The sequence below is a fragment of the Paenibacillus sp. JT22N15 genome, assembly GCF_059383755.1.
Genome location: NZ_JBXENV010000013.1, coordinates 23,979 through 47,222, shown reverse-complemented (window position 1 = coordinate 47,222; position 23,244 = coordinate 23,979). Strand labels below are relative to the sequence as shown.

Genomic DNA, 23,244 nt, shown 5'->3' with positions numbered 1-23,244 from the left:
GTATAGAGAAAGGATGAGAACATTCATATTCTTACCCTATACGTCAAGCGTAAACGGCAATAGACAGCAACGCCCCTTTCGGCTTATCGGCTCGAAGGGGCGTTGCTGCTATTCTGATTCTATTTAACGGTTCTGCCATTGCGTCGCCATGACATTCACTCTCATCTGCTTTATAATATAGAAAGAATTGATGAAAGTTGGTGTCCATGTGAGCGGCAAAAAAGCAGTTTATATCGTTTTAGGCATATGTACAGGCCTCGCCTTGTTTGTATACACATGCATTCAGTACGTCCTGTCCTTACGACCTTAATCGCAGCAGCAATACGAACCACCGCAAGCACGATCTATTACACTCTGACAGCTATCATTCACACTCAGTCCCAAGGATGCTTAACCGTCAAAAATTCAGCAAAGCGTTTACTCTGCTCGCGGCGGGTACGGCGCATTTCCGCCCGCTGCTCTGCTGTCTCAAACAGCTTAAGCTCCTCTTCCGTTTCGGGAACGACCGCTGGCACAGCTACCGGACGCCTGTCCGAATCAAGGGCAACGAACGTCAGAAAGGACGTCGCCGCCACTTCTCGCTCTCCGCGCAGCAAATCCTCTTTCACCACTTTAACGAACACTTCGATGGAAGAACGGCCCGTCCAAGTAACGAACGCTTCTAGACATACGGAATCCGTTGGGCGGATGGGGTATAGAAAATCGACCGAATCCGTCGAAGCGGTAACGACGGAACGGCGGCAATGCTTCGTTGCCGCAATGGAGGCAATATCATCGATATAGGCCATCAGTTTTCCGCCAAACAGCGTATTATGATTGTTCACATCGGTTGGAAACACCCTTGCTGTTTTATAACATCTAGATTCCCGCGAAAAACGCTGCTCCATCTGCCAAAATCCTCCCTTAATTACGTACACTTAACTTATCTTTCATTCTCTTGCTTTATTCGCTCCAGAATACCGACATCATTTGGCGAATCGCTCTGGCCGAATCCACCTCAACGCAAAATTCCACACTTCTGCCCACAGATGGACGTGGTCTTCTGTCTGTTACAATCATACCCGCTGTCAGCCCGCTGCTGCAATCAACGACGGCATTAAATTTTTGTGTCGTAACGAGCGACGGATTAAGCGCTACAAGAACAGCAAGCGCATCATGCATTGGACATTCCTCAATGAAATAGTTCACCTTCCGGTAAAACTCAAAATAAACGCCCAGCGATTCATTCAAAAAGCGGATGATAGCTTGCTTATGTTCCGGCGCGTAGCGGACAAGCTTCTCCAGATCAGCTCCAGTAAGCCTTGTGGGAACAGTTACATCCAGCCCGACAATCGTGAGTGGAACATTCGATGCAAAAACAGCCGCTGCCGCTTCAGGATCGGCATAGATGTTAGCTTCTGCAACTGGCGTGACATTGCCGGGTGCAAACAGCGTCCCGCCCATCGTCACCACCTGTTTCAGCTGCCCCGCAAGCTCGGGCGCTTTTTCCAGCGCAAGCGCCAAATTCGTCATCCTGCCCGTCGTCACCAGAGTGAGCTCTCCTGGATTTTCCGCAGCTTTGCGAATGATGAAATCGACCGCATTTTCCTTCAGCGGCTGTTGGGAGGAAGGCGGCAGTACAGCATCCCCAATACCATTATGCCCATGAATATGCGCATCCGTACCACGCGAAGGCCTTACGGTAGGCGCTACCGCCCCTGCTGCAACTGGCACCTCGTAGCCGCAATTGGCAAGCTGCACGACTCTTAGCGTATTATCTGTAGCTTGCTCCACCGTCGTATTTCCGTACCCTGTCGTAATGCCCTCCACCTTAATTTCAGGAGAAAGCAGCGCGTATAAGATCGCGATGGCATCATCGACCCCAGTGTCTACATCGAGTAAAATTCTTTTTCTGTCGCTCATCGCAAGTCTCCCCTTACTCATTGTGTCGAAGCAGCCATGCTCAGGCTCGGCACCCGCTTCATTCCTCCTCATTGTAAACGATGAAAGCTGACACTGACAAAGCCTATCTGCACAAAACGACAGTATTTATTTAACCACATAAAATAAATGGCTGCTCAGCCGCTTTATTATTCAAAATCTCCCATAATCATCTGATCCAATGTCGTTCCGGCTAAAACCATCGGATATACATTCTCTTCGGTCGGCACGACAAACTCAACAAGCACAGGTCCTGGTGTGTGCAGTGCCTCCTCCCAGACGCGAATGGCCTCTTCTTTAGTGCTTGCTCTTAGCCCCTTAATGCCATACGCTGCAGCAAGCTTAACGAAATCAGGGCTGCCGGCAAGATCGATCTGGCTATAGCGCCTTTCGTACATGAGCTCCTGCTGCTGCTTAACCATGCCAAGCACTTGATTGTTAATAACGACGATTTTAACGGGAATCTGGTTGATCGCACATATCGCCATCTCTTGCGCACACATTTGCATGCCCCCGTCACCGTTTATGGAGACAACCAGTCGGTCTGGGTTTCCGATTTGAGCACCGATAGCAGCGGGGAAGCCAAAGCCCATTGTACCTAGGCCTCCGGAGGTAATGAGCGAGCGGGGATGCTTGAATTTATAAAATTGCGCGGACCACATTTGATGCTGCCCCACGTCCGTCGTAATAATCGCATTTCCTTGGGTCGTCTCATGAATCATTTCAATAACAAATTGTGGTTTAAGCTCCGTATCGGAATCCTTGTACCTCAATGGATACAGCCTTTTATTTTGCTGCACTTCAGCAATCCAACTGCTCGATTGCGAGCTTACCGCGAGCGAATTGGCATATTGCAGCACAGCCTTTATATCTCCGATGCATGCAATATCCGTTTTAATATTTTTGCCAATTTCAGCTGGATCGATATCGATATGGGCAATCCATTTTGCTTGCGGAGCGAAGCCATCGAGCTTCATCGTCACCCGGTCATCAAATCGTGAACCTATTGAAAGGATGAGGTCAGCGTTTTGGATAGCCATATTCGCCGCATACGCGCCATGATGGCCTGGCATACCCAGCCATAAATCATGTGCACTTGGGAACCCCCCCAAACCAAGCAAGGTCGTGGCAACTGGAATATTGGTTTTGTTCGCAAATGCGATAAGCTCATCGGAAGCATTTGAATAAACGACGCCACCACCCGCTATAATAACGGGTTTTTGAGCTTGGGCAATCGCCTCGATTAATCGATCTATCTCCGCATGATTCGGAATCGGATTGCCGTGATAACCGCGTATATGAATAGGGCTAGCAGGCTTAGCCGGCATTTTCTGATTTGATACATCTTTTGGGATGTCGATTAAAACCGGACCTTTCCGCCCCGTGCTTGCGATATGAAACGCTTCATGGATAATGCGCGGAAGCTCCTGTGCGTCACGAACCAGATAACTATGCTTCGTTATTGACATCGTCATGCTAACGATATCGGCTTCCTGAAAGGCGTCCGTACCCATAACCGCTGTTGAGACATTGCCCGTAATAATAACTAATGGCACAGAATCATAATAAGCAGTCGCAATGCCGGTCACTAGATTCGTCGCGCCTGGACCAGAGGTTGCGATGCAAACGCCCACTTTCCCAGTTGACCTCGCATAGCCGTCAGCCGCATGAATAGCCCCTTGCTCGTGCCGGGTCAAAATATGCTTGAAAGCCCGATTATGAACCATTGCATCATAAATATACAGGACATTTCCGCCCGGGTAGCCAAATACACAATCTACCCCTTCCATCAGCAAGCCGCTTAATAGCATTTCCGATCCGGTTACCCATCTCTGATCCTGCTGCTGTAATTCGCTCGTAAGTATAGTTGATTTAACCATGTGACTGCCTCCTTAAAATATAAATAGCCCCTCTCATCCGCAAGCGACGGCAAACTTCTGCCATGCTTAAGGGACGAAAGGGGCAATCATTTCGTGGTACCACCCTGATTCACTGAAATCCTGCGATTTCAGTCTCATGAGATAGGGCCATGCCCTACCTGCCGCACAGTAACGTGTGCCATTCCGTTTGAGTCTACTTACGGGGCCCAGCGCACACAGGCTCCGCTTTCCATCAAAAGCTCCGAGATGACGACATACAAGAATTATGGCAAAGGTCTCAGCACTCCCCCTGCTCTCTGAACATAATCGCTAATGCATGTTTTCTCTTCCTCGCTTTTCCTATTTTCGGAAATAGAAAAACCCCTCTCATCCGCAAGCGATAGCAAACTTCTGCCATGCTTAGGGACGAAAGGGGAAAGTTTTCGTGGTGCCACCCTGATTCACTGGAATCTTGCGATTTCAGCCTCATGAGATAAGGCAATGCCTTACCTGCAGCACGATAACGAGTGCCATTCCGTTTGAGTCTACTCACGGTAGCCCTTGTGAACACAAGCTCCGCTTTCCATCAAAAGCTCCGAGACGACGGCATACAAGGATTACGGCAAAGGTCTCAGCACTCCCTCTGCTCTCTGAACATAATCGCTTTCGTATGTTTTCTCTTCCTAGCTTTTTAAGATGGTTTTGATAATAGCACAGTTTCTAAAATGTTTCAAATTATAATTTTCTGACAAATTTGATAACCAGCAAAAAAGCCTATTTTTGTTCCGTAGCTCTACCCCGTTTTCTATGCTGTTTCAGACAAGACGGCTAGCTCGCCGCCTCCACCAACAGCTTGGTGTAGAGATGCCGCTCTTGGTGTGTCAACTCGGAGCTCGCAAACTCGTCAATCATTTCTCCATCCTTCATGACAATCATTCTATCGCTCATATATTGGACAGAAGCTATGTCATGGGAAATAAACAAATAGGACATACCCAGCGTTTGCTTCAAGCTTTTGAGCAGCTGCAAAATTTGCGCCTGAACGGATACGTCGAGGCTTGAGGTTGGTTCGTCACAGACGAGCAGCTTCGGGTTCAAGCTGATCCCCCGCGCAATGGCAACCCGCTGCCGCTGCCCGCCGCTGAGCTCATGCGGATAACGGGCCAAATGATCCATAGGCAGGCCGACCAGCTCTAACAGCTGCGCCGCCAAACCGAGCCTATCTGAGCGATCTCCCGTCAGAAAAGGCGGCATTACCTTTGGAAAATTATCAAGCGGCTCCATGATCGAACGCCAAATGGGCATTTTGCTGTTAAGCGCGGCGTTCGGGTCCTGAAATACGACCTGCACATGCTGCCGCTGCTCTCTAAGCGCTGCCCCCTTTAGCTGAAGCAGGGGTACATCATCCAGCCATACTTCACCGCTATCCGGTCGCTCCAGCGCCAAAATCACTTTGCCTAATGTGCTTTTTCCGCTGCCGCTTTCGCCAACAACGCCAAGACATTCTCCCCTGGCAATTTGCAGCGAAATTTCTTTCAGCGCATAAACCTGCTCCTTCGATTTCATAAAGGTTTTACATAAACGCTCTACACGCAACAAAGGCTGCACCTGCTGTTCACCTCCTGATTTCCCGTACGTTAAGTCATTTATGTTATATAAGGCCTTGCATTCAATAGCTGCTGCGTATACTCGTGGTGGCAGTGATACAAAATATGCTCTGCTGTATCCAGCTCAACAATATGCCCGTCCTTCATGACGGCTATCGTCGAAGCTCGCTTCACCACATGCCGCAGATCATGTGAAATGAGCAGTACCGCGCAGCCCGTCCGCTTCTGAAGACTGGCCAGCACATCCAGCACCTTTTCGCCCGAAAGCACATCCAGCGCCGTTGTCGGCTCATCTGCTATAAGCAGCGAAGGCTGAAGCATCATCGCCGCAGCGATGGCAGCCCGTTGAAGCTGCCCGCCGCTCAGTTGGAACGGATAGCTGCTGTAGACACGCTCCGCGGGCAGCCCTACCTGCTCCAACCATTCCAGCGCATGCACCTTCGCCTGCCGCCTTGTCAGCTTCTCATGAGAACGCAGCGTTTCATTCATCTGCTTGCCAACCGTAATAAATGGCGTAAAGCTCTCCTGATAATTTTGAAAAATAAATCCAATTTCGCGTCCACGCAAACCTCGCCGCTTCTTATCCGCCCACTCTAGAACATTGTCGCCGCGAAACCGAATTTCCCCACTGCTTATGCCAAGTGAGCTAGACATCAAGCCAAGTACAGCGCTTGCGGTTACACTTTTGCCGCTGCCGCTTTCCCCTACGAGTGCAAGTGTCTCGCCTCTAGGGATGACGAAGCTAACACCATGAACGAGCGGGCGCTGCTGCTTCCCCTGGCGTGTGAAAATTTGCAGCTGTGAAACCTCCAGCACTGGCATTTCCTTTTCCATTAATTGCGGTATCAGGTCATACGCCTCCTTTCCCTAGCTATCGTTGAATCAATATTAGCGACTGCGGACATCCAGCGCTTCGCGCAGCCCTTCACCGAGCAGATTGCAGGCAATGACGATCGCCATAATGGCAAGTCCCGGATAAATCATGAGCTGCGGCGCAGATTGAAAATAAGGTCGGCCATCATTGAGCATGGCGCCCCATTCCGGCGTTGGCGGCTGTGCGCCAAGTCCCAGATAGGAGAGCATCGAGATGATCATAATGATTTTCCCAATATCCAGTGCCGCCAACACGATAACAGGAGAGATTATTTGCGGCAGCAAGTGGCGGCGCAAAATCGTCCACGTGCTGCAGCCCGCAACCTTTGCCGCCAGCACATATTCCTTCTCGCGCTCAGATAAGGCGACGCTGCGCACAACCCTGGCGTAGCCGATCCATTTCACCAGCACAATGGCAAAAATCAAATTAGGCAAGCTTGGCCCGAGAAAGCCGGCAAACGCGATAGCAAAAATAAATTCCGGCAGCGCCCCCATGCCATCTACAAGCCGCATAATAATCGAATCGAAGCGTCCGCCGATATAGCCCGAAATAAGCCCCAGCGGTACACCAAGCGCGATTACCGTGACAATGACAATGGCTGAGATGCCTAATGTGAGCTGCGCACCTATAACAAGCCTTGTGAAGATGCATCTTCCGAGATGATCCGTTCCGAGCGGGTATTGCCAGCTTGGGGAGAGCAGCCGTTCTCCCATTTGCACAGTTAAAGGATCATTCGGCACAATAATCGGTCCGAACAGCGCAAGCAGCACGATAATTCCAAGCAAGCCCATGCCCAGCATCATCGTACGGTTATGCAGCATTTGCCGGCCTGTTTGGCTCCGTCTTAGCGGCAGTGAAAGCTCAGCGGTTATTTTCCCATTCATGAGGCGGCTCCCTTCCCTAAGCGAATTCGCGGATCAAGCAAGCTGTAGCTAAGATCAACTAGCAGATTGACGATGACAACGAATAGCCCCGTCGCCAGCACATACCCTTGAATAATCGGATAATCCCGTTCAAAAATCGCTTCAAGCGCCAAGCTGCCAAGGCCTGGCCAAGCAAATAGCGTTTCAATGACGACAGAACCTGCGAGCAAATTTCCGAAGCTGACGCCGAACACCGTAATAACCGGAAGCAGCGCGGCACGCAGCGCATGTCCCATCAATATGCGCCGTTCAGCTAGCCCACGTGCCCTTGCTGCTTTAATATAATCCTGGGACAGGCTTTCCAACAGCCCAGAGCGCAGCAGCCTTGCATAGACAGCAGCCATTGCAAAGCCGAGCGTAATGGATGGCAAAATCATATGTGCGAAGCTGCCCTTGCCGCTTGTCGGCAGCCAACCTAGCTTTAAGGAAAATAAGTAAATGAGCAGCAGTCCCATCCAAAAGCTCGGAATCGACGCACCAACAAGTGCGAGTATGCGGGACACGTGATCCGGCCAGCGGTTAGGATAGCGCGAAGCGATTAGGCCGAGCGGGAGTGCTATGGCTACCATGACTGCAAGGCCGCTAGCTGTCAGCTGAATCGTCGCCGGCAGCTTATCCAGCAGTTCATCCAGCACCGGACGGCCTTTTAAATATGAAGTGCCAAGATCAAGCTGGATTAGCCCGAGCATCCATTTTCCGTATTGCACAAGCACGGGCTGGTCGAAGCCAAGCTCCTCGCGGAGCGCAGCTTCATCGGACTGTATAATCGACATTTCATCGGCATGCAGCAATGTAAGCACCGGGTCGCCAGGAGCGAGCTTCATCAGAATAAAAATAACTAAGGATAAAATAAAGAGTACAAATACCAGTTGAATCAAACGTTTTTTTATGAGCTGCAGCACGTTAAGACACATCCATCTTGTTTGTAACTAAGTAATATTCTTCAGGTCCTGCCGTCCAACCCGTCACCTTCTTGTTCATGCCTACAATTACGTTTGGATAGACCGCATAGGAATGCAGAGCCTGCGCTTTAATTACCTGTACGGCAGCTTGGGTAAGCTTTACGCGCTGCGCTGCCTCACCCGTTGCATTCAGCTGTGCAATGATTGCGCTCAGTTCGTCGCTGTTAATATTAGCCGGATTAAGCGAACCGCCCACTATAAACGCCGAGTTTAGGAAAAAGCCTCCGTCCCCGCGCGGTGCTGTCAAATTGCTGTAGGTGGCCAAATCCCAATCGTTATTTTCGCGCAAATACGTATCTACATTTTCAACGTTCTTTATCGTTAACGTTACGCCAATTTTAGCGGCATCGGATTGCAGGAGCTGAGCAATGAGCGGAAGCTCAGGCCGGCCTTTATAAGTAACGAGCTCAAGGGTCAGTGGGTTCCCATCCTTTTCCAGCTTGCCGCTGCTGCCTGGTGCATAGCCAGCTTGTTCGAGTAGTTGCTTCGCCTTTTCCGTATCGAGCGGTTGGACCGCCTCCTTGCTGCCAAAAGGCAAACTCGCGTTAAATGGACCATTGGCAGGAGAAGCATTGCCCAGCATGACGTCCTTCGCCATGCTTTCACGGTCAATGAGCAAGTCCAGCGCCTGTCTGACCAGTACGTCTTTTAAAGCAGGCTGCTGTTGATTGAAAAGCAGGAAATGCGCACGCAAGCCAGCAAGCGACTCTATTTTCAACTCCTGATTCTGCTTAATGACGTCGACCATTTCGGCTGGAAGCTGAAAAGCCAGATCGGCCTCCTTCGCCTGAAGCGCCAGAGCCCGTACATTGCCGTCCTCATTAAATTTGAACGTAATTTCTTCAAGCTGTGCGGCACCATCCCAATAGCTGTCATAACGGGCCAGATTTATTTCCATATTCGGCGTGAAGCCTTTTACTTGAAAAGGGCCTGTACCGACTGGCGCTTTATTGAACGCTTCGGTGCCCATTGCTTGCTCAGCCGCCACATCGATAATTCCGCTATATGGATTTACAAGCTCGGATGGAAAAGCTGGCAGAGGCTCCGTAGTCGTAACGGTAAGCTCTTGGCCTTCCGCCTTCATAGAAGCGATCTTAAGTGTCGTGTCCAGCGCCTTGTTCACGCCTATGCCGCGTTCAAGCGAAGCTTTAACAGCGGCCGCATCAAGCTTGGCGCCATTATGAAAGGTAACACCTTCACGGATTGTAAAACGCCACGTTGAGGCATCTATCGACTCCCATTTGGATGCTAGCCACGGCTGAAGCTCCAGCTTATCATCCATGCGTACAAGCGTTTCAACAACGCCCGCTTTCAAAACAATATAATCATTATGCGGATCCAAACTTCCGCTCTTAAAATGGTAGAGCAGCGTCAGCTTTTTTCCCGCTTTATTTTCCGCAGTAGCAGTGTTTTGACCAGCATTTCCAGTCTCCGAAGATGGATTTGCAGCTTTTCCGCAGCCTGCAATGACCATGGACAGAATGAGCAGCAGGATGGTCATAAAAAATCGTTTATTCCTTTTATTCTCTTTCCATAACAGCATAACCAAGCTCCCTCTCCCTTTCGGGCATGTCTTTCGCTATAAATATATGTAATCATTACGATTAGCATCCAAAGAAAAAACGAGCACTGTAGCTCGTTATCTATTCGTAATATTTACTATCAGGAATGATACCATGGCCTTCATTAATGTGTCAATCGATTGCAATTAACTTTTTTGCTGAAAAACAAGCGTAAACGGCTGTCTCCATCCTCTGGCGGCAAAGCTTCCGTTTCGAGGTTGAAGGATAAGCCGATTATAGGGGGTAGCTTATAAATGCTTATATTTAAAAAAGCTGCTATGCATAATTGCATAACAGCTTCGCTTGCAGCTATTCATCAAGTCCAGAGTTAGGGTTATGTGTTCCTTGGCTCGAAAGCCCTGGATTCACACTCTGGTTTACGGGATATATTGCTGAACAATTTTCACAATTTCCCCGTCTTTAATCGTAACGTGATAAGGGAAATTTTTCAATTGAAAAGGATCATCGGAATTCATAATCGAGACAAATTTGTCTACAGTGATTGGCTCATTCCATTGAATGTCCGCTTCTGCTGCGTTGCCCGTGCGATTGTAAATTTGCATGAATACTTCAGCATCTGCTGCAATCGGCAAGTCGTGAAGCTGAGGATCGTCATTAACAATGTAGTAGCCGTCTGGGGCATCCGTCATTTCAGCATCTTGTTCATGCTGGCGGAACTGGACGCTAGCCGCCTCTCCTTCGTACCACTGAATTTCATCATATGTAACAACGAAGGCATTATTTTGTTTGATTATATGATCCATATAGACGGTTGTCTGATTAATCGGGCTGGTGGATGCATTGCCTTTGCCATTGTCTACGGCCAAACCAAGTGTTAATAAACAAGCGATGGCGAGTGCTGCGCTGAGAATTGCTTTTTTCATTTTGTACCGCTCCCTTACTCGTTTCTATGCTTATAACTATACAACGCAGATGCGGCGAAAAGTGTTGCAAAAAAGAAACAAAATTAATTTTTTCTTTTTTGACGATTGGCGTAAATTGCTGTAGGGTACGTCCGCTGGCGGAGTCTTCAATCAAGGTGCGAAGCCGCTTGCTGCGCGTCTCCTCCTTCTTGGCGCTGATCACCCACCATAGGGCCGTTTTCTGATACGTTGCACGCTGCTCCTGAAAATAGCTCCATGCCGCTTCCTGCTCCCTGAAAGCCGCTTCCTCCTCTGGTGCCAGTACAATATGCTCCGGCTACTGCTCATACGCATATACGTTACTAAATGAGAGATGTCGATTCGAGAGCACGATTTCCCGAAAATTCGTAGCTTGCACCACATGAGTTTCTTTAGCCATATCGATACCTACAACAAGATGAGATGTGCTAATTCGTTCAATTCGTTGTTTTTGTAAATCCCCCTCGGTATTCATTCTGAGGAGGATTATCTTATAGGCAGTGAAGGGGACGAAGATGGGGAGGACTTGACGCTTACTTATTGTCCTCAGACAAAAAAACGGCATCTTGTTTTAAGCTGCCGTTTTTGTTCCTACACCGTACAAATTGCTTAATAATCCCATTCCGTCAAGTCTTGCATTAGGTTTCTCGCAAAATTGAGCTGTTCATCTGTGTATTTATCCAAAAGCTTCATAAAGCGCTCTTCAATTTCATGATGGATTCGATTGTGAATAAGATGAACTTTTTTGCCTTTTGGAGTCAATCTATAATAAACTTCTTTTTTATTATCGTTAATCTGCTGTCTTTTTACCAGTTCAAGCTTCAATAGCTTTTTACTAATTCTTGTGATGGAGCCTTTCGTTAATCCGGTTTTTTCGGAAATGGAGGTTACATTGATCGGGGAGAAATCTCCGATACATGCGATTAGGTGAATATCCGACAGAGTCAGATTGCTCTTTTCGCCAAATTTCTTTTCGAAATTTTGCAATTCTTCGCGCATTCGGACTGCGAACTTGCTATCCCTCATCTCCTGTTGGCTAACAAGATTTATAAAGTTTTTGAATATCCACTGTTTAGATAGATCCGTTGGCTGCATCCGTTTCGTCTCCTCTATGCATGACTCTCCTCTCCATTATACATGATTGTTTTGCGTAAAACATTCGGGGCGGCTTGATTTCGGAGTCCTCGTCGACAAGATAATCCCGCAAATGGTGACAAGGGCGCCAATTAGCTGAGCCGTACCTATTCTTTCGCCCGATAAGGCAGATATGGCCATCGTTGAGATGGGAACGATATTAAAGAACAACGACGTTTTATTAGCGCCGATACGTGATATACCTTGATTCCACCATAAATAAGCTAGTACAGAACAGAATAAAGCCATAAAGATCACGGCTAGCCATGCTTCCATGACCTTAGCTGAAGTCGCTTCCCCCGTAGTAATAGAAGAGTAAGGCAGAAAGAACAATGCACCTACTGCCATTGTTATGGCGGTTGTTGCAAGAGGCGAGCCGTTGCCGACATATTTTTTGCCGAGGATTCCATACAAAGACCAGAGTGTAGTGGCAAGCAATACGTATAAGTCACCTTTCGAGATCAATCCCAGTTCAGTCAGCAAACCATTCGTAAGAACTAATAACACTCCCAAGAAAGAGATCACGATTCCTCCAATTTGGCGAAAGTTAATTTTCTCCTTTAATAAGAAAACAGACAGGCAAATCGTAAGCATCGGATTGGTAGCCGTTATTAATGATGTGTTGATGGGGCTTGTAACCTCTAATCCTTTAAACAAGAAAATATTCATTAAAAAGATCCCGACGATCCCCATTAGGAGATAAATCAGAGCATAGGGTTTGATCAATGACCAGGTGGGTCGCTCCTTTACCCAGTACAAAGCAAGAATGACCACACCAGCTATAATAAATCGCCAAGCTGCCACTTGTGTCGGACTCATCACTTCTACAGCAATCTTTCCGGCGTTAAAGTTTGCTCCCCAAAAAATGGCCGATAATGTGAGCGTAATGTAAACAACTGGAACTTTCTTCATAAGGACTCCCCCAAATAAAAAGCTTCTGCCCGGAAAGCTTTGGTTAAAATGCTTCCGGGCAGAATATTGTTTTTCCAAAAACAATATAGGCAAAGAAAGGTTTAACCTCTGCTGATTTGCTTAATTCCTAGCTCCATTCGGTTAATTAAATCGGCTTCGGCTGCAGAGATTGCCCATGCAATATATCCGTCCGGTCGAATCAATGCAGTGTGCACATTTTCCCAGCCTTTGGCTTGTTCAGCCAAAGTTGCACTTACGAATTTGAAATGTTGGTGCTGCAGATTACTAACGATGTCTTCTGTAATTTTATCCGAAGCTAGATTCAATAATATATATTTACCATCACGGAACAGCTCATAACTGCTGAAGACATCGCCATTCTGTGAAAGTAATTTAATCTCTGCAAGTCGGCTGCCATTTAGAAGATGTGACGATACATTCTCTTGTTCGTTGTAATGAACATCCATGGCCGCAATTTGACAGGCTAAGCGATAGTTTGCATCCGGACTTTGTAACAAATCCGAAATCATTCTGCGAAGGTGAATCGTTGTAGGTGAAAAATCGGTGCCGAACAATAGGGTTTGTACTTTTGTATTCCAAAGTAATGCCGTATTAACGGGGAACCGTTCCGCATGGTAACTGTCCAGCAACACCTCGGGAGCCCATCCCTTCACTTCGGCAGCTAGTTTCCATCCAAGATTCATGGCTTCTTGCAAACCCACATTCATTCCTTGTCCGCCGGCTGGGAAATGAATATGTGCGGCGTCCCCCGCAAGGAACAGTCTTCCTTCCCTATAGCGCTCCGCTTGACGGGTTGCATTGCCGAAACGAGTCATCCAGTAAGGATCAGAAATCCCGTAGTCATCCCCTAACATGCGGATCATACCCGAGCGCAGTTCTTCCAAAGTAACGGGCTCGTCCTTAGGTATTGATTTTCTTTCCGGATCGATAAAGACGACACGGTGCAACTCCTTCGAGACGGGTACAATCATGATCATTCCATTTTCATTAAAGCTGGAAACGACGCTCGTTTTCGGCGGATTTTTAAAAACGACATCTCCTTGAACCGCAGTAAGTGTTGCATCCGTTCCGTTAAAGGCAATCTTGGCCTGCTTTCGTACAATACTGCCTGCTCCGTCGGCGCCAACCGCATAAGCTGCCGTTAATGTAATTTGACCGCTAGCTCCGGAAGCAATAACCTCGACAGAATCAGAGCTCTGAGTTACCGATAATACTTCCATTCCGCGGCGAATATCAGCGCCAAGTTCCTTCGCTCTTTGTTCTAGCACCTTTTCCGTTTCCGACTGGGCGATAAACATGGAATAATTAGAGGAAGAGTCGATGACTGTAAAGTCCAACCGAGTTTCCAAGCCTGCAAAATGGCCAGTAGGGAGAGGTTTTCCAATCTTCAACAATTCCGATTTCAATCCCCGCAAGTCCAACATCTCTAATGTACGGGGATGGATGCTAAGAGCCCGCGAGTAAGGCGTAGTGGCTTCTAATTTTTCCAATACGCAAACCTTAACATCAGCCAATGCCAGTTCCTCAGCCAACATCATTCCAACAGGTCCTCCACCAATTACAATAACGTCATAATTCATTCTTATTTGCTCCTCTCTTAGTGTGAAATGGCTACGATAGCATCGACTTCAACTAACCATTCCTCAAAGCCAAGCGCCTGAACGCCTATAAAGGTGCTTGCCGTAAGCGGCCACTGGTCGCCGAATACTTCAAAGCCTGCTCTAAAGATCGAATCAACCAACTCGGGCTTATGGTTCACGACATGAATTTTCATTTGTACGATATTCTCCGGCCCGGTCGCAATTGCTTCCAATGCGAGCTTTACGTTAGTAAACACTTGCTTTGCCTGCAGCCCGTAGTCCCCCTCTCCGATAAGCTCTCCCTTTTCATTTAACGCGACTTGCCCGGAAATAAAGGCTAGCTGAGAAACGGGAGCAACGACGATTTGAGATATCAGACTCGTCACTATACTCGTAAGGGTGTCGGGATTTATTTTCTTCATATGAAATCCTCCAATTTTATTTTGTGCAAAACAAAATTTTTTTCATGAAATTTAGTTTCGTGGGAAACAATTAAATATGAACAACACGTCCTATACATTGCAATAACAATTATAATAATAGTTTATTACAAAATAATATTTCTCTGAAAGGAATGAAACTCATCGTTATTTTCAATCCTTTTGTCTATCCAAAGTTCAAATCTCCAATTTATCGTTATAGCAAATAAGTTAAATCCTGTTCCACCGTAAACTGCCTAACCATAAAATACTGATTATCCATCTGTTGCCAGACGTAATGATGAATGGCTTGCTCCTCTCCCTTAACCATCCGATATAAGAGCGAACAAATGTCTCCATATTCGGATATGCCTAATAATTCGATTTTATTCAGACCGGGAAGTGACAACTTCTGTTCTTTCAAACATTCGTACGTCGAGTTGAATGCTCGCAGTAAAATAATCCTTCATCCTATCCGTAACATTCTTGTTTATCATTTATTCTCCCAGAGAGCGATCGAGTACTTTAGAGCGCATATCTCGAAGCACCCAGGTTAAGGAATTATCGGGGATCAGGTATCCCCCCACTCCGTCTGTAAACAAGATGTCATAGATACGGCGGCAAGCAGCATCCAATGCCTCATTGCTCGTATCTTCCTCTACCGGCGATGGAAGGAGAATCGTAATGGTATCCGGTTCTTGGGAGATAATTTCAATTCGAAATTCCCCTTCAGGTACCGTGCCTGATCCAAAATACTCATCCAATCCTGCTTTTGGACCGGTCATTAAGCGCTGGCGGGCAGCTTGATCTCGTTGAAGCAATCGGTAATGACCGGTAAAAATATCATGTTGATCCATTAGGGGTTATTCCTCCTGTAACTTTGTCGCATCGCCAAGAGTTGTACTTTCAGCTTCTGAGGCATGATCCAGACGAACAACTCGGCACTCTGCCACAGATCCATTTGATTAATGACCGTATCGGCCTTTTCCGGTTCCTCTGAATAAGGCGGAATAACGTAGTATAGGGTGTCTCTCCTTTGCCTCCGAATGTCAAGATTAACATTTTCGGGCACTTCTACCCCTATTTGCGCCAGCGCTCGATGCGGATCCGTTTCAATCATTTCAGCAAACAAAGGGTCTCTCCATGCGAGTTCGGTAATTTTCCGTTCAAGACTGCTATTCATGGTTTTAATTAGTCCTCTCCGACAATTGTTGTTAGCTATTTTGAATAGCTTCGTAACCGATAACATTTGGCTTCGATTCGCCGATCACCTTTACGGGCTCATGAACGGATTTATCGAAAGTTAAGCTTAAGAAGCCGGGAGTGGAATAATGTCCCGCATGATCGATCAGGAATTTACCGGGAATGATTTGTTTGAGGTCGATGTCCGCATACACGATACCTTCCTCATCATGCTCTAGCGTATTGCTGATCACATGACCGTTCGGCGCGATGATCTTCGCGAAGCCGTATCCAATCTTCATATAATTTCTTTGGTACTCGGTTTCTCCGAGCATATCTCTCATTTCTTCTGTCCAAATCTGGGAAGCCAACAGACAGAAGGTTTGATTAGATATCGCGTAGTACTTCGTTGCAATTTCGCACACCTCGATGCTGAACAAATGACCATCATATGGCAATCCTGTTGGCCAGGAGGCAACATGCAATTGTTCATTCATGGATGCCATTGCCGAGAGATTTAGTGGGATGAGGTGCTCCCAACATTGCAACCCGCCGAGATTGCCATACTCCGTCTCGAACACGGACATCATGCTTCCATCGCCGTCGCCCCAGATCATCTTCTCCGCATTCGTTGCTTTTAATTTACGGTGTTTGCCGATTAAGTCGCCTTTAGGATTAAACCATAACTGCGTCAGATATAAGGAACCGCGATCTTTCTCGGTGACCGATACGCAGAAATAAACCTTGTTGCGTTTGGCGGCTTCAGATAACTTCCGAATGGATTTGCTTGGGATTTCAACGGAGTTCTCGAACAGCCTAATGTAGTGCTTCATTCCATAGTCGGCATTGCCAAGCCATATCCACCAAGGGTATCCCGGTACGAATGCTTCCGGAAAAGCAATAACCTTAGCACCGTTAGCTGCGGCCTCATCCACGAGCCTGCACGTTTTGTCGATTGTTGCATCCAGATCCAAATAGACGGCTGCAGCTTGAACGGCAGCTGCTTTGAAAGTTTGATTCACTTTTGAACAACTCCTATTCTTTAGTTTTTAATTAGTTCACTATTAGTGTACAGTGTACACCATTAGTGATTTTAGCCCATTATAATTTAACTTTGTTTCTTATGCAAGGAAAAGTTACATAAAAAAAAAGACACTGCGGTCGATGTCGATGAGCGCAGTGTCTTTTTTCCCTATGTCAGTTGATTGGTTATTTGATTAGCTTTCTCCTTGAGCTTGAGTACATCTATTGAGGATGGACTAGTGTCGATTTCGCCTGTAAATCCGATGAGACAAAGTGCGGCAACCATGTTTCCCGTATAGTCAAAAATCGGACTTGCTACTGACATGCTCCCGGGTATTCCGCCAAACAGCGTATTTCGAAAGGAAACTCGTTCCTCTCGAATCGTCTGCAATTCCTGCTTCACCATCTGCTCGTCAAGTTGATAGTTGTCGATCTCCCGTTGTATTAATGGTTGAACCTGGGAGAACGGAAGAAAAGCGGCAAAACACTTACCAAGGGCCGTCATCAACAGTGGAAAGCGATAGCCGGCTTGAATTTCGACCTGTATCGGTTTGTCGCTTCGTTCGTATTCAGCAATTATCGGCCCTTCCTCGCTCCAGATGGCAAGCGCTACGGAGTGATTGATTTGTTTGCTGAATTCGCGGATATGAGGTTTGGCGATTTTAGCAACATCGAATTGTTGGAGCGCGACCAAGCCTAACTCGATTAGGGATGGCCCCATGGCGTAAGACGAGTCTTTTTTATTCTGAATAAGAGCGCCGACTCTTGTAAAACTAACCAGGTATTTATGAATTTTATTCTTCGGCATATCCATTCTTTTGGACAGTTCCGATACGGACAAGGGAGCTTTCGCCTCTTTAAAACATTTCAGTATGGAAAAAGCGATCTCTAGAGATTGGATTCCCTGAGAGGAGGAAATTAATCGAGTTGGAGCTTCCATCTCTTTCATGCATTCACCCTGCCTTAAAGTAGTGTTCTAGCCCATACATTTGTTGATGTTATCTAAATAGTAATAGATTTGATATTTTTTCGCAAGGAAGGGACAAGGATGTTTATCTAGGCCACGCGCGGTATGTTTTTCACCCCCTCTCCTTTCTTTGTAAATTAAGTTGACATCTGTTCTGAAAATAGTTGCAAAATTGATAAACATCGTTATAATGATGTTTAAAACATTCACACATAGTGAACATATACACTAATAGTGAACAATAATGGGAGGGTGAGCGTACTATGTTTTACGATGCAGAGATTTCAGAGAATCCATCAGTTGTCCTCATTCATGGTTCTTGGTTAGGGGGATGGAGTTGGAGAGAAGTCGCCAATCAACTGGCTGCCAAAGGGTATCGTGTTCTGGCTCCGACTTTAACTGGGCTTGGCGAACGCAAACATCTGCTGACTGAGGACATTAATTTATCCGTGCATATCGAGGATATTGTAAATCTTATATTGTTCGAGAACATGACGAACGTTGTGCTGGTCGGTCACAGCTATGGAGCAATGGTTGCTGCGGGAGCCGCAGATCGTTTGTTCGGTCGAGTCAGTTGCGATATCGTAATTGTAGACGGTTTTATTACCGAATCAGGCGAGTCTGTCGTGGACCATTATCCAGAAGTATATTCCCTCATGCAGCATTTCTTGTCATCGAACCCCTCCTTAGTCGAACCGCCGCCTGTAGAGACATTTGGATTAAACGATACCAAAATCTCTGCAGCCATTACTCCCTTTTTAACCAGAATGCCGCTATCGACACATATGGAGAAACTCAACTACTCCTTGGAAAAACAAGCACAAATGTCCCGTTCTTATATTTGTTGCATGGAATTCCCCATGTTTCATCAAACGGCTTCTGAGGCAGCCAAACAAGGTTGGCGCAGTTTTGAAATTAGCGCAGGTCATCTGGCTCCAATTACTCATCCGAAACAAATTGCTGATTTAATCATTGCTTCAATCCAACCATAACATTAATTTCCTTGGATAAGAATCACATAAAGCACGTTTAGCTTTACGTCTGACGCTTGTCAAGAGGACATTGTCGTCAATCGAGGACCACAGTAAACTATGCAAGTTGTTGTCCTCAATCGGATAACGATGCAAGATCTTGTCCTAATTACAGGACAAGATCTTGCATCGTTAAAATGAAAAAACCGCGCAGCGCGCATATCCTAATGAATGTATTAAACTGTTACCCCGGGTGAGGATGTAATATAATTCCCCCTGATTCATTCTCACTAATTGGCCCAAGTTAACTAACAACAATAAGAGCCCCGTTTTCGAGGCTCCGTATTGTTCCGACTATATGAACGACTCCTTACAAGTAGCTCGATTGCTTCCTTCACGACTTTACTAGTATCTCTTCCTGATGCCTGTTCTTCCAGAATACATCGCTCTCGGTTTTCCGCCACGATCTGCGCAATGGCTTTATCCGCAGCGTTGCGTACTGCCAAAAGCTGTCTCACCACGTCTTTGCAGTTCTTGCCTTCCTCCATTAATTGAAGGACCCCGCGTAATTCGCAATGACTCTCGTCAACCACCCCAGTCGATGCAGCGTCTCTAGTTGCCCACGTTCAATTATGCTGAGATGGGAGTAGCTCATGTTGGATTCTCCTGTAAAATATCACAGTTATTTTTAATTCAAACCCATTTACTTGGCAATGGCAAGAGGATTGATTCTGTACGCTAGTCCAGTCAAGCTAACCTATATTCTCCCTTTTTATCATCTGACGGATCATTTCATAAGGATGAGCCTTATTTTACGTATACAGTTGTATAAATATTCATTTTTCAGCAATTATGAAAGATTATTCTCATATTTTCTGAAACTTTTCTCAAAAATTATGACGTCACACAGATGCGTACTCTTGTTCCCTTCGGCTGTTTCTAGTATAATAACATAGCGAACATACGTTTGAATACACAACTGGATAATAGCCAGGCATTAGGAGGAACAATGAAAGGCACGACACATCTTACGATTGGCATGGCTATTGGAGCCGGTGCAGCAGCTTATTATTCCTTTACCCCTGCGAATGCGGCTGCTTATGTAGCCGTTGCCGCGATCTCCGCCTTAAGCGCGGATCTGGATGGCCCCAGTATTTTGAGCAGCAAGCTCGGCAAAGTGTCCAAGCTCATTCATGATTTGCTCATTTGGGGCGGCGTTATTATGATTGCGATTGTCAGCTATTTGTATGTGGTCAATCATACCGTTGGCTGGAAGCTGCTTGTTGCTTCCGTTGGCGTCGTGCTGCTGGGGCTCGTTGCGAAACGCGGCGTCATCCGCAATGCACTTGTCAGCGCTATCGGCGGAGCCTTTGTGTACGGGGGCTTCTGGTTCGGCATGAACTGGCTTATCGGGCTAGGTGCATTCGTGGCTGTGGCGCCTTGGCTCAAGCATCGCGGCATGACCCACACGGTATGGGCTACCGCGGCATGGGGCGCAATCGCCTGGGGACTGGAGCAGCAGCTTCATCTTGAAGGCATTATGCGAGTTGCCATTATCGGATACTTATCCCATTTATTCGCAGATACGTTGACGCCGAGCGGGGTCAAATGGCTTTATCCGCTATACAAGAAGCCTTTTAAGCTTAGCATTTTTTAATTGCCCGCCTCTATCCCCGTTGGCCGCACCTTCGATTTCAGGTGCGGCTATTTTAGAAAGGAGTACCGATAGATGACAATAAAGCAGAGTATTTATTTGAAGCCCCTCGAGCTTGCTGATGCTGAGGCCATGCTTGTACTTAGATTAAGCAACCAAGCCTTTCTCCAGCCTGTAGATCCCGTTCGCCCCGATAACTTCCTCACCTTGGAAGGCCAGCAGGAGCATATTAGTCTTGGCATACAGAAACAGGCTGAAGCTGCTTCTTATCCTTTCGGCATTATGCTGGAGCAGCAATTAATTGGCCGAATTGAGTTGTCTAATGTAATAAGGGGACCACTGCAAAATGCGAATGTCGGTTATTTTCTCGATCGCGCTCATCAAGGCAACGGTTATGTATCGGAGGCTGTTCGCTTGGTCACCGCTTATGCTTTCGAGCAGCTCGGTCTGCATCGCTTGCAAGCCGGGGTAATGCCGAGAAACACCCCTTCCATTCGTGTTCTGGAGCATGCCGGCTTTCGCCGCGAGGGCCTAGCCCTTCGCTATTTACAAATTAATGGGGTTTGGGAGGATCACCTCCTCTTCGCCTTGACTGCTGAGGAATATAAGTCCTGAAAGTCATGACCATTCTCAGCCAAGCGAGACGCATCGCATACTCAGCTTCTTTTAGCGAGTAGACGATGCGTTTTTTGCAATAGAAAAAAGCAGCTCATTTTCCTCATAAGGATAAGCTGCTTACGGTATCTTTTATTTTGCTAATCGGCCATCAATGTTTTGAATTCAAATGTCTTGTAGTCCCCATTAGTTGATGAGTACCTCGTAATATTTCCATCATCCGGTATGCCATTGAAGTAAGCACCGATACAGCCTGTTGTACAAGCATGTCCGGATATTAAAATATTAACCTCTTTGCCTTCATTCTTCGCTTCGAGCTCACTCATAAAACTAAAAATTCGCTCGGCAAAATGATCGGTTTCTTCCACTCCTTTATAGACGCTTGAATCAGGAGTAAAACCTTTCATTTTCACTTCGCTTGCTTTTAATTTATCCGCTTCCCCTAAATCGAAAGCATCGAGCCTTGCATCAATAATGGCAGTAGCGCCGGTTGCTATTTCAGCTGTTTGTACAGCCCTTTCCTGTGGTGAGGAAAATACAAAATGGAAGGTGACATCCCGCAGTCTCTCTCTTAGCTGCTCCGCTAGTTTTATCCCCTGCACATTTAATGGCAGTCCCGACCTTCCTTGCATTCTTTGTTCCTTGTTAAAATCGGTTTGCCCATGTCTCACTACATAAATCATCGGTAAGCTCCCCCTTTGTTATAGCCGCCTACAACTGATGCACCGTCACTTCACTGCGAATGAGGAATCTCGCATTGGGCTCGGTCTGGCTAATGCCTTTGGAAATATAGAAGGTGCCGTTGCTCCATTTATGCTGGCCTTTATAAATGCCGGAAGCAGCAAGCTTGCCCTTGTTAATAAACCGGAACAGGAACGGAACATTAAACTGCATGCCATGAAAATGGCCCGCCATGAGATAATCATAGGAATGCTTAATATGCAGCACCGTATTCGGATCGTGTGCGAGCACAATAATAGGCTTTGACGGGTCAACGTGGAGAAAAGCTCGTCCCGGCTTGCTCTTTTTGCTGCTCCAATCGTCAATGCCAACCAGTTGAAATGCGCCTAAATCGATGCTCTCATTAATGAGAACGGTAACGCCTTCCCGCTCCAGAAGCTTCTTCAGCTCGCGCACTCCGGAAGGCTTTATTCGATGGTCGTGATTGCCATACACCGCATAAACCGGAATGCCGCCCGCGCAAATCGCCTTCACATACTGCCTGACCTTCGGTAAATAACGCAGCTTCTGGGTAAAGTCTCCGGTGAGAAATATGTATGCCGGCTGCTCCCTTGCAATCAGCTTCTGGATTCGCCTTGGGCTGATGCGAATATTTTCAACATGCAGATCACTAATTTGCAGCACCTTCAGCCCTAGTCCCGCTTGATAATGGAAACGCTCCACTTTAAACCACTGCGTAGGCAATATCAAAAATAAATAAAACAGCAGCGCAAGCGCTGCAATGCCAATAACAACGACCATGCAACCCCTCCTTACTACTAAAACCGCTAACAAGGTGAAACGGCTGACTACGTCCATTAGCGGCGCAGCGCGTTTCAGTCCGAGAAATGTAGAGAAAGGATGGCGACATCATATCCTTTCCTATATTTTAAAAATAGCGGCCCGCCTTCATAATGGGAGGCCATAAGCCGGAACAACCGAAGGCATCGCCTTCGGCCGTCGCAGCATTTTTGACATAAGATGATGATTCTTGCTTATAGCCTGCCGATTGCTTACAGCTGATTTTCACCTGTGCTTTGGAAAAACTCAATGATTTCGCCGTTCAAGCCTTTAACGAAAGCGATTTTCACTGGAGTTGGCGGATTGTCGCCGAGTACAACTTCCTTCGTCTCTACCGTTACTACTGCGCCAGCTGCTACTGCTGACTGAACCGCCAGCTCTATATTTTCGGAGCGGTAAGCTAAATGGAAATAGGAGCCTTCGTCCGCCACCAGCGCTTTGCCGCCAGCGAATACTTCGAGATAGTTGCCATCGCCGCTATCGAGCATAATAACGCGGCCATCTCCTTCACCCCAGCTATGTCTTGGCGTAAAGCCGAGTCCTTCTGTATAAAATTTCACGGTTGCTTCAAAGTCAAATGCGCGCAGCGCAATATGATGAAGGCCGCCGCCGCCAATTTTTGCATTTTTATTCATT

26 protein-coding genes and 2 pseudogenes are annotated in these 23,244 nt (G+C 46.9%); 3 read left to right on the top strand and 25 right to left on the bottom strand.

Annotated elements, in window-relative coordinates; translation table 11 throughout:
• Positions 1-374: 374 nt before the first annotated feature.
• The 20 genes and pseudogenes from AC50X8_RS23835 to AC50X8_RS23740 all read right to left on the bottom strand — a co-directional run bounded on the left by AC50X8_RS23835 (position 375) and on the right by AC50X8_RS23740 (position 17,829).
• Complete coding sequence (locus tag AC50X8_RS23835; protein WP_046233197.1) at positions 375-887, bottom strand: acyl-CoA thioesterase; 513 nt, start codon at positions 885-887, stop codon at positions 375-377.
• Positions 888-942: 55 nt separating this feature from the next.
• The gene (locus AC50X8_RS23830; RefSeq protein ID WP_494881906.1) at positions 943-1,923 is read right to left on the bottom strand and encodes a nucleoside hydrolase; all 981 of its coding nucleotides are present in this window, start codon (positions 1,921-1,923) and stop codon (positions 943-945) included.
• 146 nt (positions 1,924-2,069) lie between these two features.
• Positions 2,070-3,800: a biosynthetic-type acetolactate synthase large subunit gene (gene ilvB, locus AC50X8_RS23825; protein ID WP_056037849.1), complete on the bottom strand. Its 1,731-nt coding sequence runs from the start codon at positions 3,798-3,800 to the stop codon at positions 2,070-2,072.
• A gap of 807 nt (positions 3,801-4,607) precedes the next feature.
• The gene (locus tag AC50X8_RS23820) at positions 4,608-5,387 is read right to left on the bottom strand and encodes an ABC transporter ATP-binding protein (RefSeq protein WP_494863891.1); all 780 of its coding nucleotides are present in this window, start codon (positions 5,385-5,387) and stop codon (positions 4,608-4,610) included.
• Positions 5,388-5,425: 38 nt separating this feature from the next.
• Entirely contained in the window at positions 5,426-6,220 is a 795-nt protein-coding gene (locus AC50X8_RS23815) for an ATP-binding cassette domain-containing protein (protein ID WP_494881902.1), read from the bottom strand.
• 54 nt (positions 6,221-6,274) lie between these two features.
• Positions 6,275-7,144: a nickel transporter permease gene (gene nikC, locus AC50X8_RS23810; protein WP_056037855.1), complete on the bottom strand. Its 870-nt coding sequence runs from the start codon at positions 7,142-7,144 to the stop codon at positions 6,275-6,277.
• Positions 7,141-8,097 carry a nickel ABC transporter permease gene (gene nikB / locus AC50X8_RS23805; protein WP_494881898.1) on the bottom strand — a complete coding sequence of 319 codons (957 nt, stop codon included), beginning with the start codon at positions 8,095-8,097 and terminating at the stop codon, positions 7,141-7,143. The genes nikC and nikB overlap by 4 nt, the downstream gene beginning before the upstream one ends.
• Complete coding sequence (nikA, locus tag AC50X8_RS23800) at positions 8,087-9,688, bottom strand: nickel ABC transporter substrate-binding protein (protein WP_494863892.1); 1,602 nt, start codon at positions 9,686-9,688, stop codon at positions 8,087-8,089. Before nikA ends, nikB begins: the two co-directional genes overlap by 11 nt.
• Before the next feature lie 396 nt (positions 9,689-10,084).
• Complete coding sequence (locus AC50X8_RS23795; RefSeq protein ID WP_056037863.1) at positions 10,085-10,591, bottom strand: hypothetical protein; 507 nt, start codon at positions 10,589-10,591, stop codon at positions 10,085-10,087.
• Positions 10,488-10,892 carry a YdeI/OmpD-associated family protein gene (locus tag AC50X8_RS23790; RefSeq protein WP_494882018.1) on the bottom strand — a complete coding sequence of 135 codons (405 nt, stop codon included), beginning with the start codon at positions 10,890-10,892 and terminating at the stop codon, positions 10,488-10,490. Before AC50X8_RS23790 ends, AC50X8_RS23795 begins: the two co-directional genes overlap by 104 nt.
• Positions 10,893-10,928: 36 nt before the next feature.
• Positions 10,929-11,084: pseudogene (locus tag AC50X8_RS23785) on the bottom strand (IS110 family RNA-guided transposase); the annotation flags it as partial.
• Positions 11,085-11,218: 134 nt separating this feature from the next.
• Positions 11,219-11,704 (bottom strand): MarR family transcriptional regulator, encoded by a 486-nt coding sequence (locus AC50X8_RS23780; protein WP_494881894.1) that lies wholly within the window; start codon positions 11,702-11,704, stop codon positions 11,219-11,221.
• Between the two features lie 36 nt (positions 11,705-11,740).
• On the bottom strand, positions 11,741-12,655 hold the full coding sequence (locus tag AC50X8_RS23775) for a DMT family transporter (protein WP_056037869.1): 915 nt from the start codon (positions 12,653-12,655) through the stop codon (positions 11,741-11,743).
• Positions 12,656-12,756: 101 nt separating this feature from the next.
• Entirely contained in the window at positions 12,757-14,256 is a 1,500-nt protein-coding gene (locus tag AC50X8_RS23770) for a monooxygenase (RefSeq protein ID WP_056037873.1), read from the bottom strand.
• A 17-nt stretch (positions 14,257-14,273) separates the two neighbouring features.
• Positions 14,274-14,678, bottom strand: a complete 405-nt coding sequence (locus AC50X8_RS23765; protein ID WP_056037876.1) for a RidA family protein — start codon at positions 14,676-14,678, stop codon at positions 14,274-14,276.
• Positions 14,679-14,892: 214 nt separating this feature from the next.
• Positions 14,893-15,099, bottom strand: a complete 207-nt coding sequence (locus AC50X8_RS23760; RefSeq protein ID WP_494881892.1) for a hypothetical protein — start codon at positions 15,097-15,099, stop codon at positions 14,893-14,895.
• A 73-nt stretch (positions 15,100-15,172) separates the two neighbouring features.
• Positions 15,173-15,532, bottom strand: coding sequence for a hypothetical protein (locus AC50X8_RS23755; RefSeq protein WP_056037878.1), 360 nt, complete (start codon positions 15,530-15,532; stop codon positions 15,173-15,175).
• Positions 15,532-15,858 (bottom strand): hypothetical protein, encoded by a 327-nt coding sequence (locus AC50X8_RS23750; RefSeq protein ID WP_494863893.1) that lies wholly within the window; start codon positions 15,856-15,858, stop codon positions 15,532-15,534. The genes AC50X8_RS23755 and AC50X8_RS23750 overlap by 1 nt, the downstream gene beginning before the upstream one ends.
• Positions 15,859-15,889: 31 nt before the next feature.
• Entirely contained in the window at positions 15,890-16,879 is a 990-nt protein-coding gene (locus AC50X8_RS23745) for a carbon-nitrogen hydrolase family protein (RefSeq protein ID WP_056037884.1), read from the bottom strand.
• Between the two features lie 170 nt (positions 16,880-17,049).
• Complete coding sequence (locus AC50X8_RS23740) at positions 17,050-17,829, bottom strand: IclR family transcriptional regulator (protein ID WP_056037887.1); 780 nt, start codon at positions 17,827-17,829, stop codon at positions 17,050-17,052.
• 281 nt (positions 17,830-18,110) lie between these two features.
• Between AC50X8_RS23740 and AC50X8_RS23735 the strand changes: the two genes are divergently transcribed.
• Entirely contained in the window at positions 18,111-18,839 is a 729-nt protein-coding gene (locus AC50X8_RS23735) for an alpha/beta fold hydrolase (protein ID WP_494881890.1), read from the top strand.
• A gap of 287 nt (positions 18,840-19,126) precedes the next feature.
• Here the strand turns inward: AC50X8_RS23735 and AC50X8_RS23730 are convergent, their stop codons facing one another.
• On the bottom strand, positions 19,127-19,411 hold the full coding sequence (locus tag AC50X8_RS23730; RefSeq protein WP_235533215.1) for a metal-sensing transcriptional repressor: 285 nt from the start codon (positions 19,409-19,411) through the stop codon (positions 19,127-19,129).
• Positions 19,378-19,473: pseudogene (locus AC50X8_RS23725) on the bottom strand (IS30 family transposase); the annotation flags it as partial. The pseudogene AC50X8_RS23725 and the gene AC50X8_RS23730, both read right to left, overlap by 34 nt.
• A gap of 354 nt (positions 19,474-19,827) precedes the next feature.
• Here AC50X8_RS23725 and AC50X8_RS23720 point away from each other — a divergent pair.
• Positions 19,828-20,475: a metal-dependent hydrolase gene (locus tag AC50X8_RS23720; protein ID WP_056037893.1), complete on the top strand. Its 648-nt coding sequence runs from the start codon at positions 19,828-19,830 to the stop codon at positions 20,473-20,475.
• Between the two features lie 72 nt (positions 20,476-20,547).
• A complete protein-coding gene (locus AC50X8_RS23715) occupies positions 20,548-21,087 on the top strand; it encodes a GNAT family N-acetyltransferase (protein WP_494863894.1) in 540 nt (179 codons plus the stop codon).
• Between the two features lie 140 nt (positions 21,088-21,227).
• Here the strand turns inward: AC50X8_RS23715 and AC50X8_RS23710 are convergent, their stop codons facing one another.
• The 3 genes from AC50X8_RS23710 to AC50X8_RS23700 all read right to left on the bottom strand — a co-directional run bounded on the left by AC50X8_RS23710 (position 21,228) and on the right by AC50X8_RS23700 (position 23,243).
• Complete coding sequence (locus tag AC50X8_RS23710) at positions 21,228-21,770, bottom strand: histidine phosphatase family protein (protein ID WP_494881887.1); 543 nt, start codon at positions 21,768-21,770, stop codon at positions 21,228-21,230.
• A 28-nt stretch (positions 21,771-21,798) separates the two neighbouring features.
• A complete protein-coding gene (locus AC50X8_RS23705; protein WP_494881885.1) occupies positions 21,799-22,569 on the bottom strand; it encodes a metallophosphoesterase in 771 nt (256 codons plus the stop codon).
• Between the two features lie 251 nt (positions 22,570-22,820).
• The gene (locus tag AC50X8_RS23700; protein WP_494863897.1) at positions 22,821-23,243 is read right to left on the bottom strand and encodes a VOC family protein; all 423 of its coding nucleotides are present in this window, start codon (positions 23,241-23,243) and stop codon (positions 22,821-22,823) included.
• Position 23,244: the final 1 nt, after the last annotated feature.

Bases quoted from the DNA above. Each gene is read 5' to 3' on its own strand.
- AC50X8_RS23835 (WP_046233197.1), bottom strand. From the start codon at position 887: ATGGAGCAGCGTTTTTCGCGGGAATCTAGATGTTATAAAACAGCAAGG.
- AC50X8_RS23830 (WP_494881906.1), bottom strand. From the start codon at position 1,923: ATGAGTAAGGGGAGACTTGCGATGAGCGACAGAAAAAGAATTTTACTC.
- ilvB (WP_056037849.1), bottom strand. From the start codon at position 3,800: ATGGTTAAATCAACTATACTTACGAGCGAATTACAGCAGCAGGATCAG.
- AC50X8_RS23815 (WP_494881902.1), bottom strand. From the start codon at position 6,220: ATGGAAAAGGAAATGCCAGTGCTGGAGGTTTCACAGCTGCAAATTTTC.
- nikC (WP_056037855.1), bottom strand. From the start codon at position 7,144: ATGAATGGGAAAATAACCGCTGAGCTTTCACTGCCGCTAAGACGGAGC.
- nikB (WP_494881898.1), bottom strand. From the start codon at position 8,097: ATGTGTCTTAACGTGCTGCAGCTCATAAAAAAACGTTTGATTCAACTG.
- nikA (WP_494863892.1), bottom strand. From the start codon at position 9,688: ATGCTGTTATGGAAAGAGAATAAAAGGAATAAACGATTTTTTATGACC.
- AC50X8_RS23795 (WP_056037863.1), bottom strand. From the start codon at position 10,591: ATGAAAAAAGCAATTCTCAGCGCAGCACTCGCCATCGCTTGTTTATTA.
- AC50X8_RS23780 (WP_494881894.1), bottom strand. From the start codon at position 11,704: ATGCAGCCAACGGATCTATCTAAACAGTGGATATTCAAAAACTTTATA.
- AC50X8_RS23775 (WP_056037869.1), bottom strand. From the start codon at position 12,655: ATGAAGAAAGTTCCAGTTGTTTACATTACGCTCACATTATCGGCCATT.
- AC50X8_RS23770 (WP_056037873.1), bottom strand. From the start codon at position 14,256: ATGAATTATGACGTTATTGTAATTGGTGGAGGACCTGTTGGAATGATG.
- AC50X8_RS23765 (WP_056037876.1), bottom strand. From the start codon at position 14,678: ATGAAGAAAATAAATCCCGACACCCTTACGAGTATAGTGACGAGTCTG.
- AC50X8_RS23755 (WP_056037878.1), bottom strand. From the start codon at position 15,532: ATGGATCAACATGATATTTTTACCGGTCATTACCGATTGCTTCAACGA.
- AC50X8_RS23750 (WP_494863893.1), bottom strand. From the start codon at position 15,858: ATGAATAGCAGTCTTGAACGGAAAATTACCGAACTCGCATGGAGAGAC.
- AC50X8_RS23740 (WP_056037887.1), bottom strand. From the start codon at position 17,829: ATGAAAGAGATGGAAGCTCCAACTCGATTAATTTCCTCCTCTCAGGGA.
- AC50X8_RS23735 (WP_494881890.1), top strand. From the start codon at position 18,111: ATGTTTTACGATGCAGAGATTTCAGAGAATCCATCAGTTGTCCTCATT.
- AC50X8_RS23720 (WP_056037893.1), top strand. From the start codon at position 19,828: ATGAAAGGCACGACACATCTTACGATTGGCATGGCTATTGGAGCCGGT.
- AC50X8_RS23715 (WP_494863894.1), top strand. From the start codon at position 20,548: ATGACAATAAAGCAGAGTATTTATTTGAAGCCCCTCGAGCTTGCTGAT.
- AC50X8_RS23710 (WP_494881887.1), bottom strand. From the start codon at position 21,770: ATGATTTATGTAGTGAGACATGGGCAAACCGATTTTAACAAGGAACAA.
- AC50X8_RS23705 (WP_494881885.1), bottom strand. From the start codon at position 22,569: ATGGTCGTTGTTATTGGCATTGCAGCGCTTGCGCTGCTGTTTTATTTA.
- AC50X8_RS23700 (WP_494863897.1), bottom strand. From the start codon at position 23,243: ATGAATAAAAATGCAAAAATTGGCGGCGGCGGCCTTCATCATATTGCG.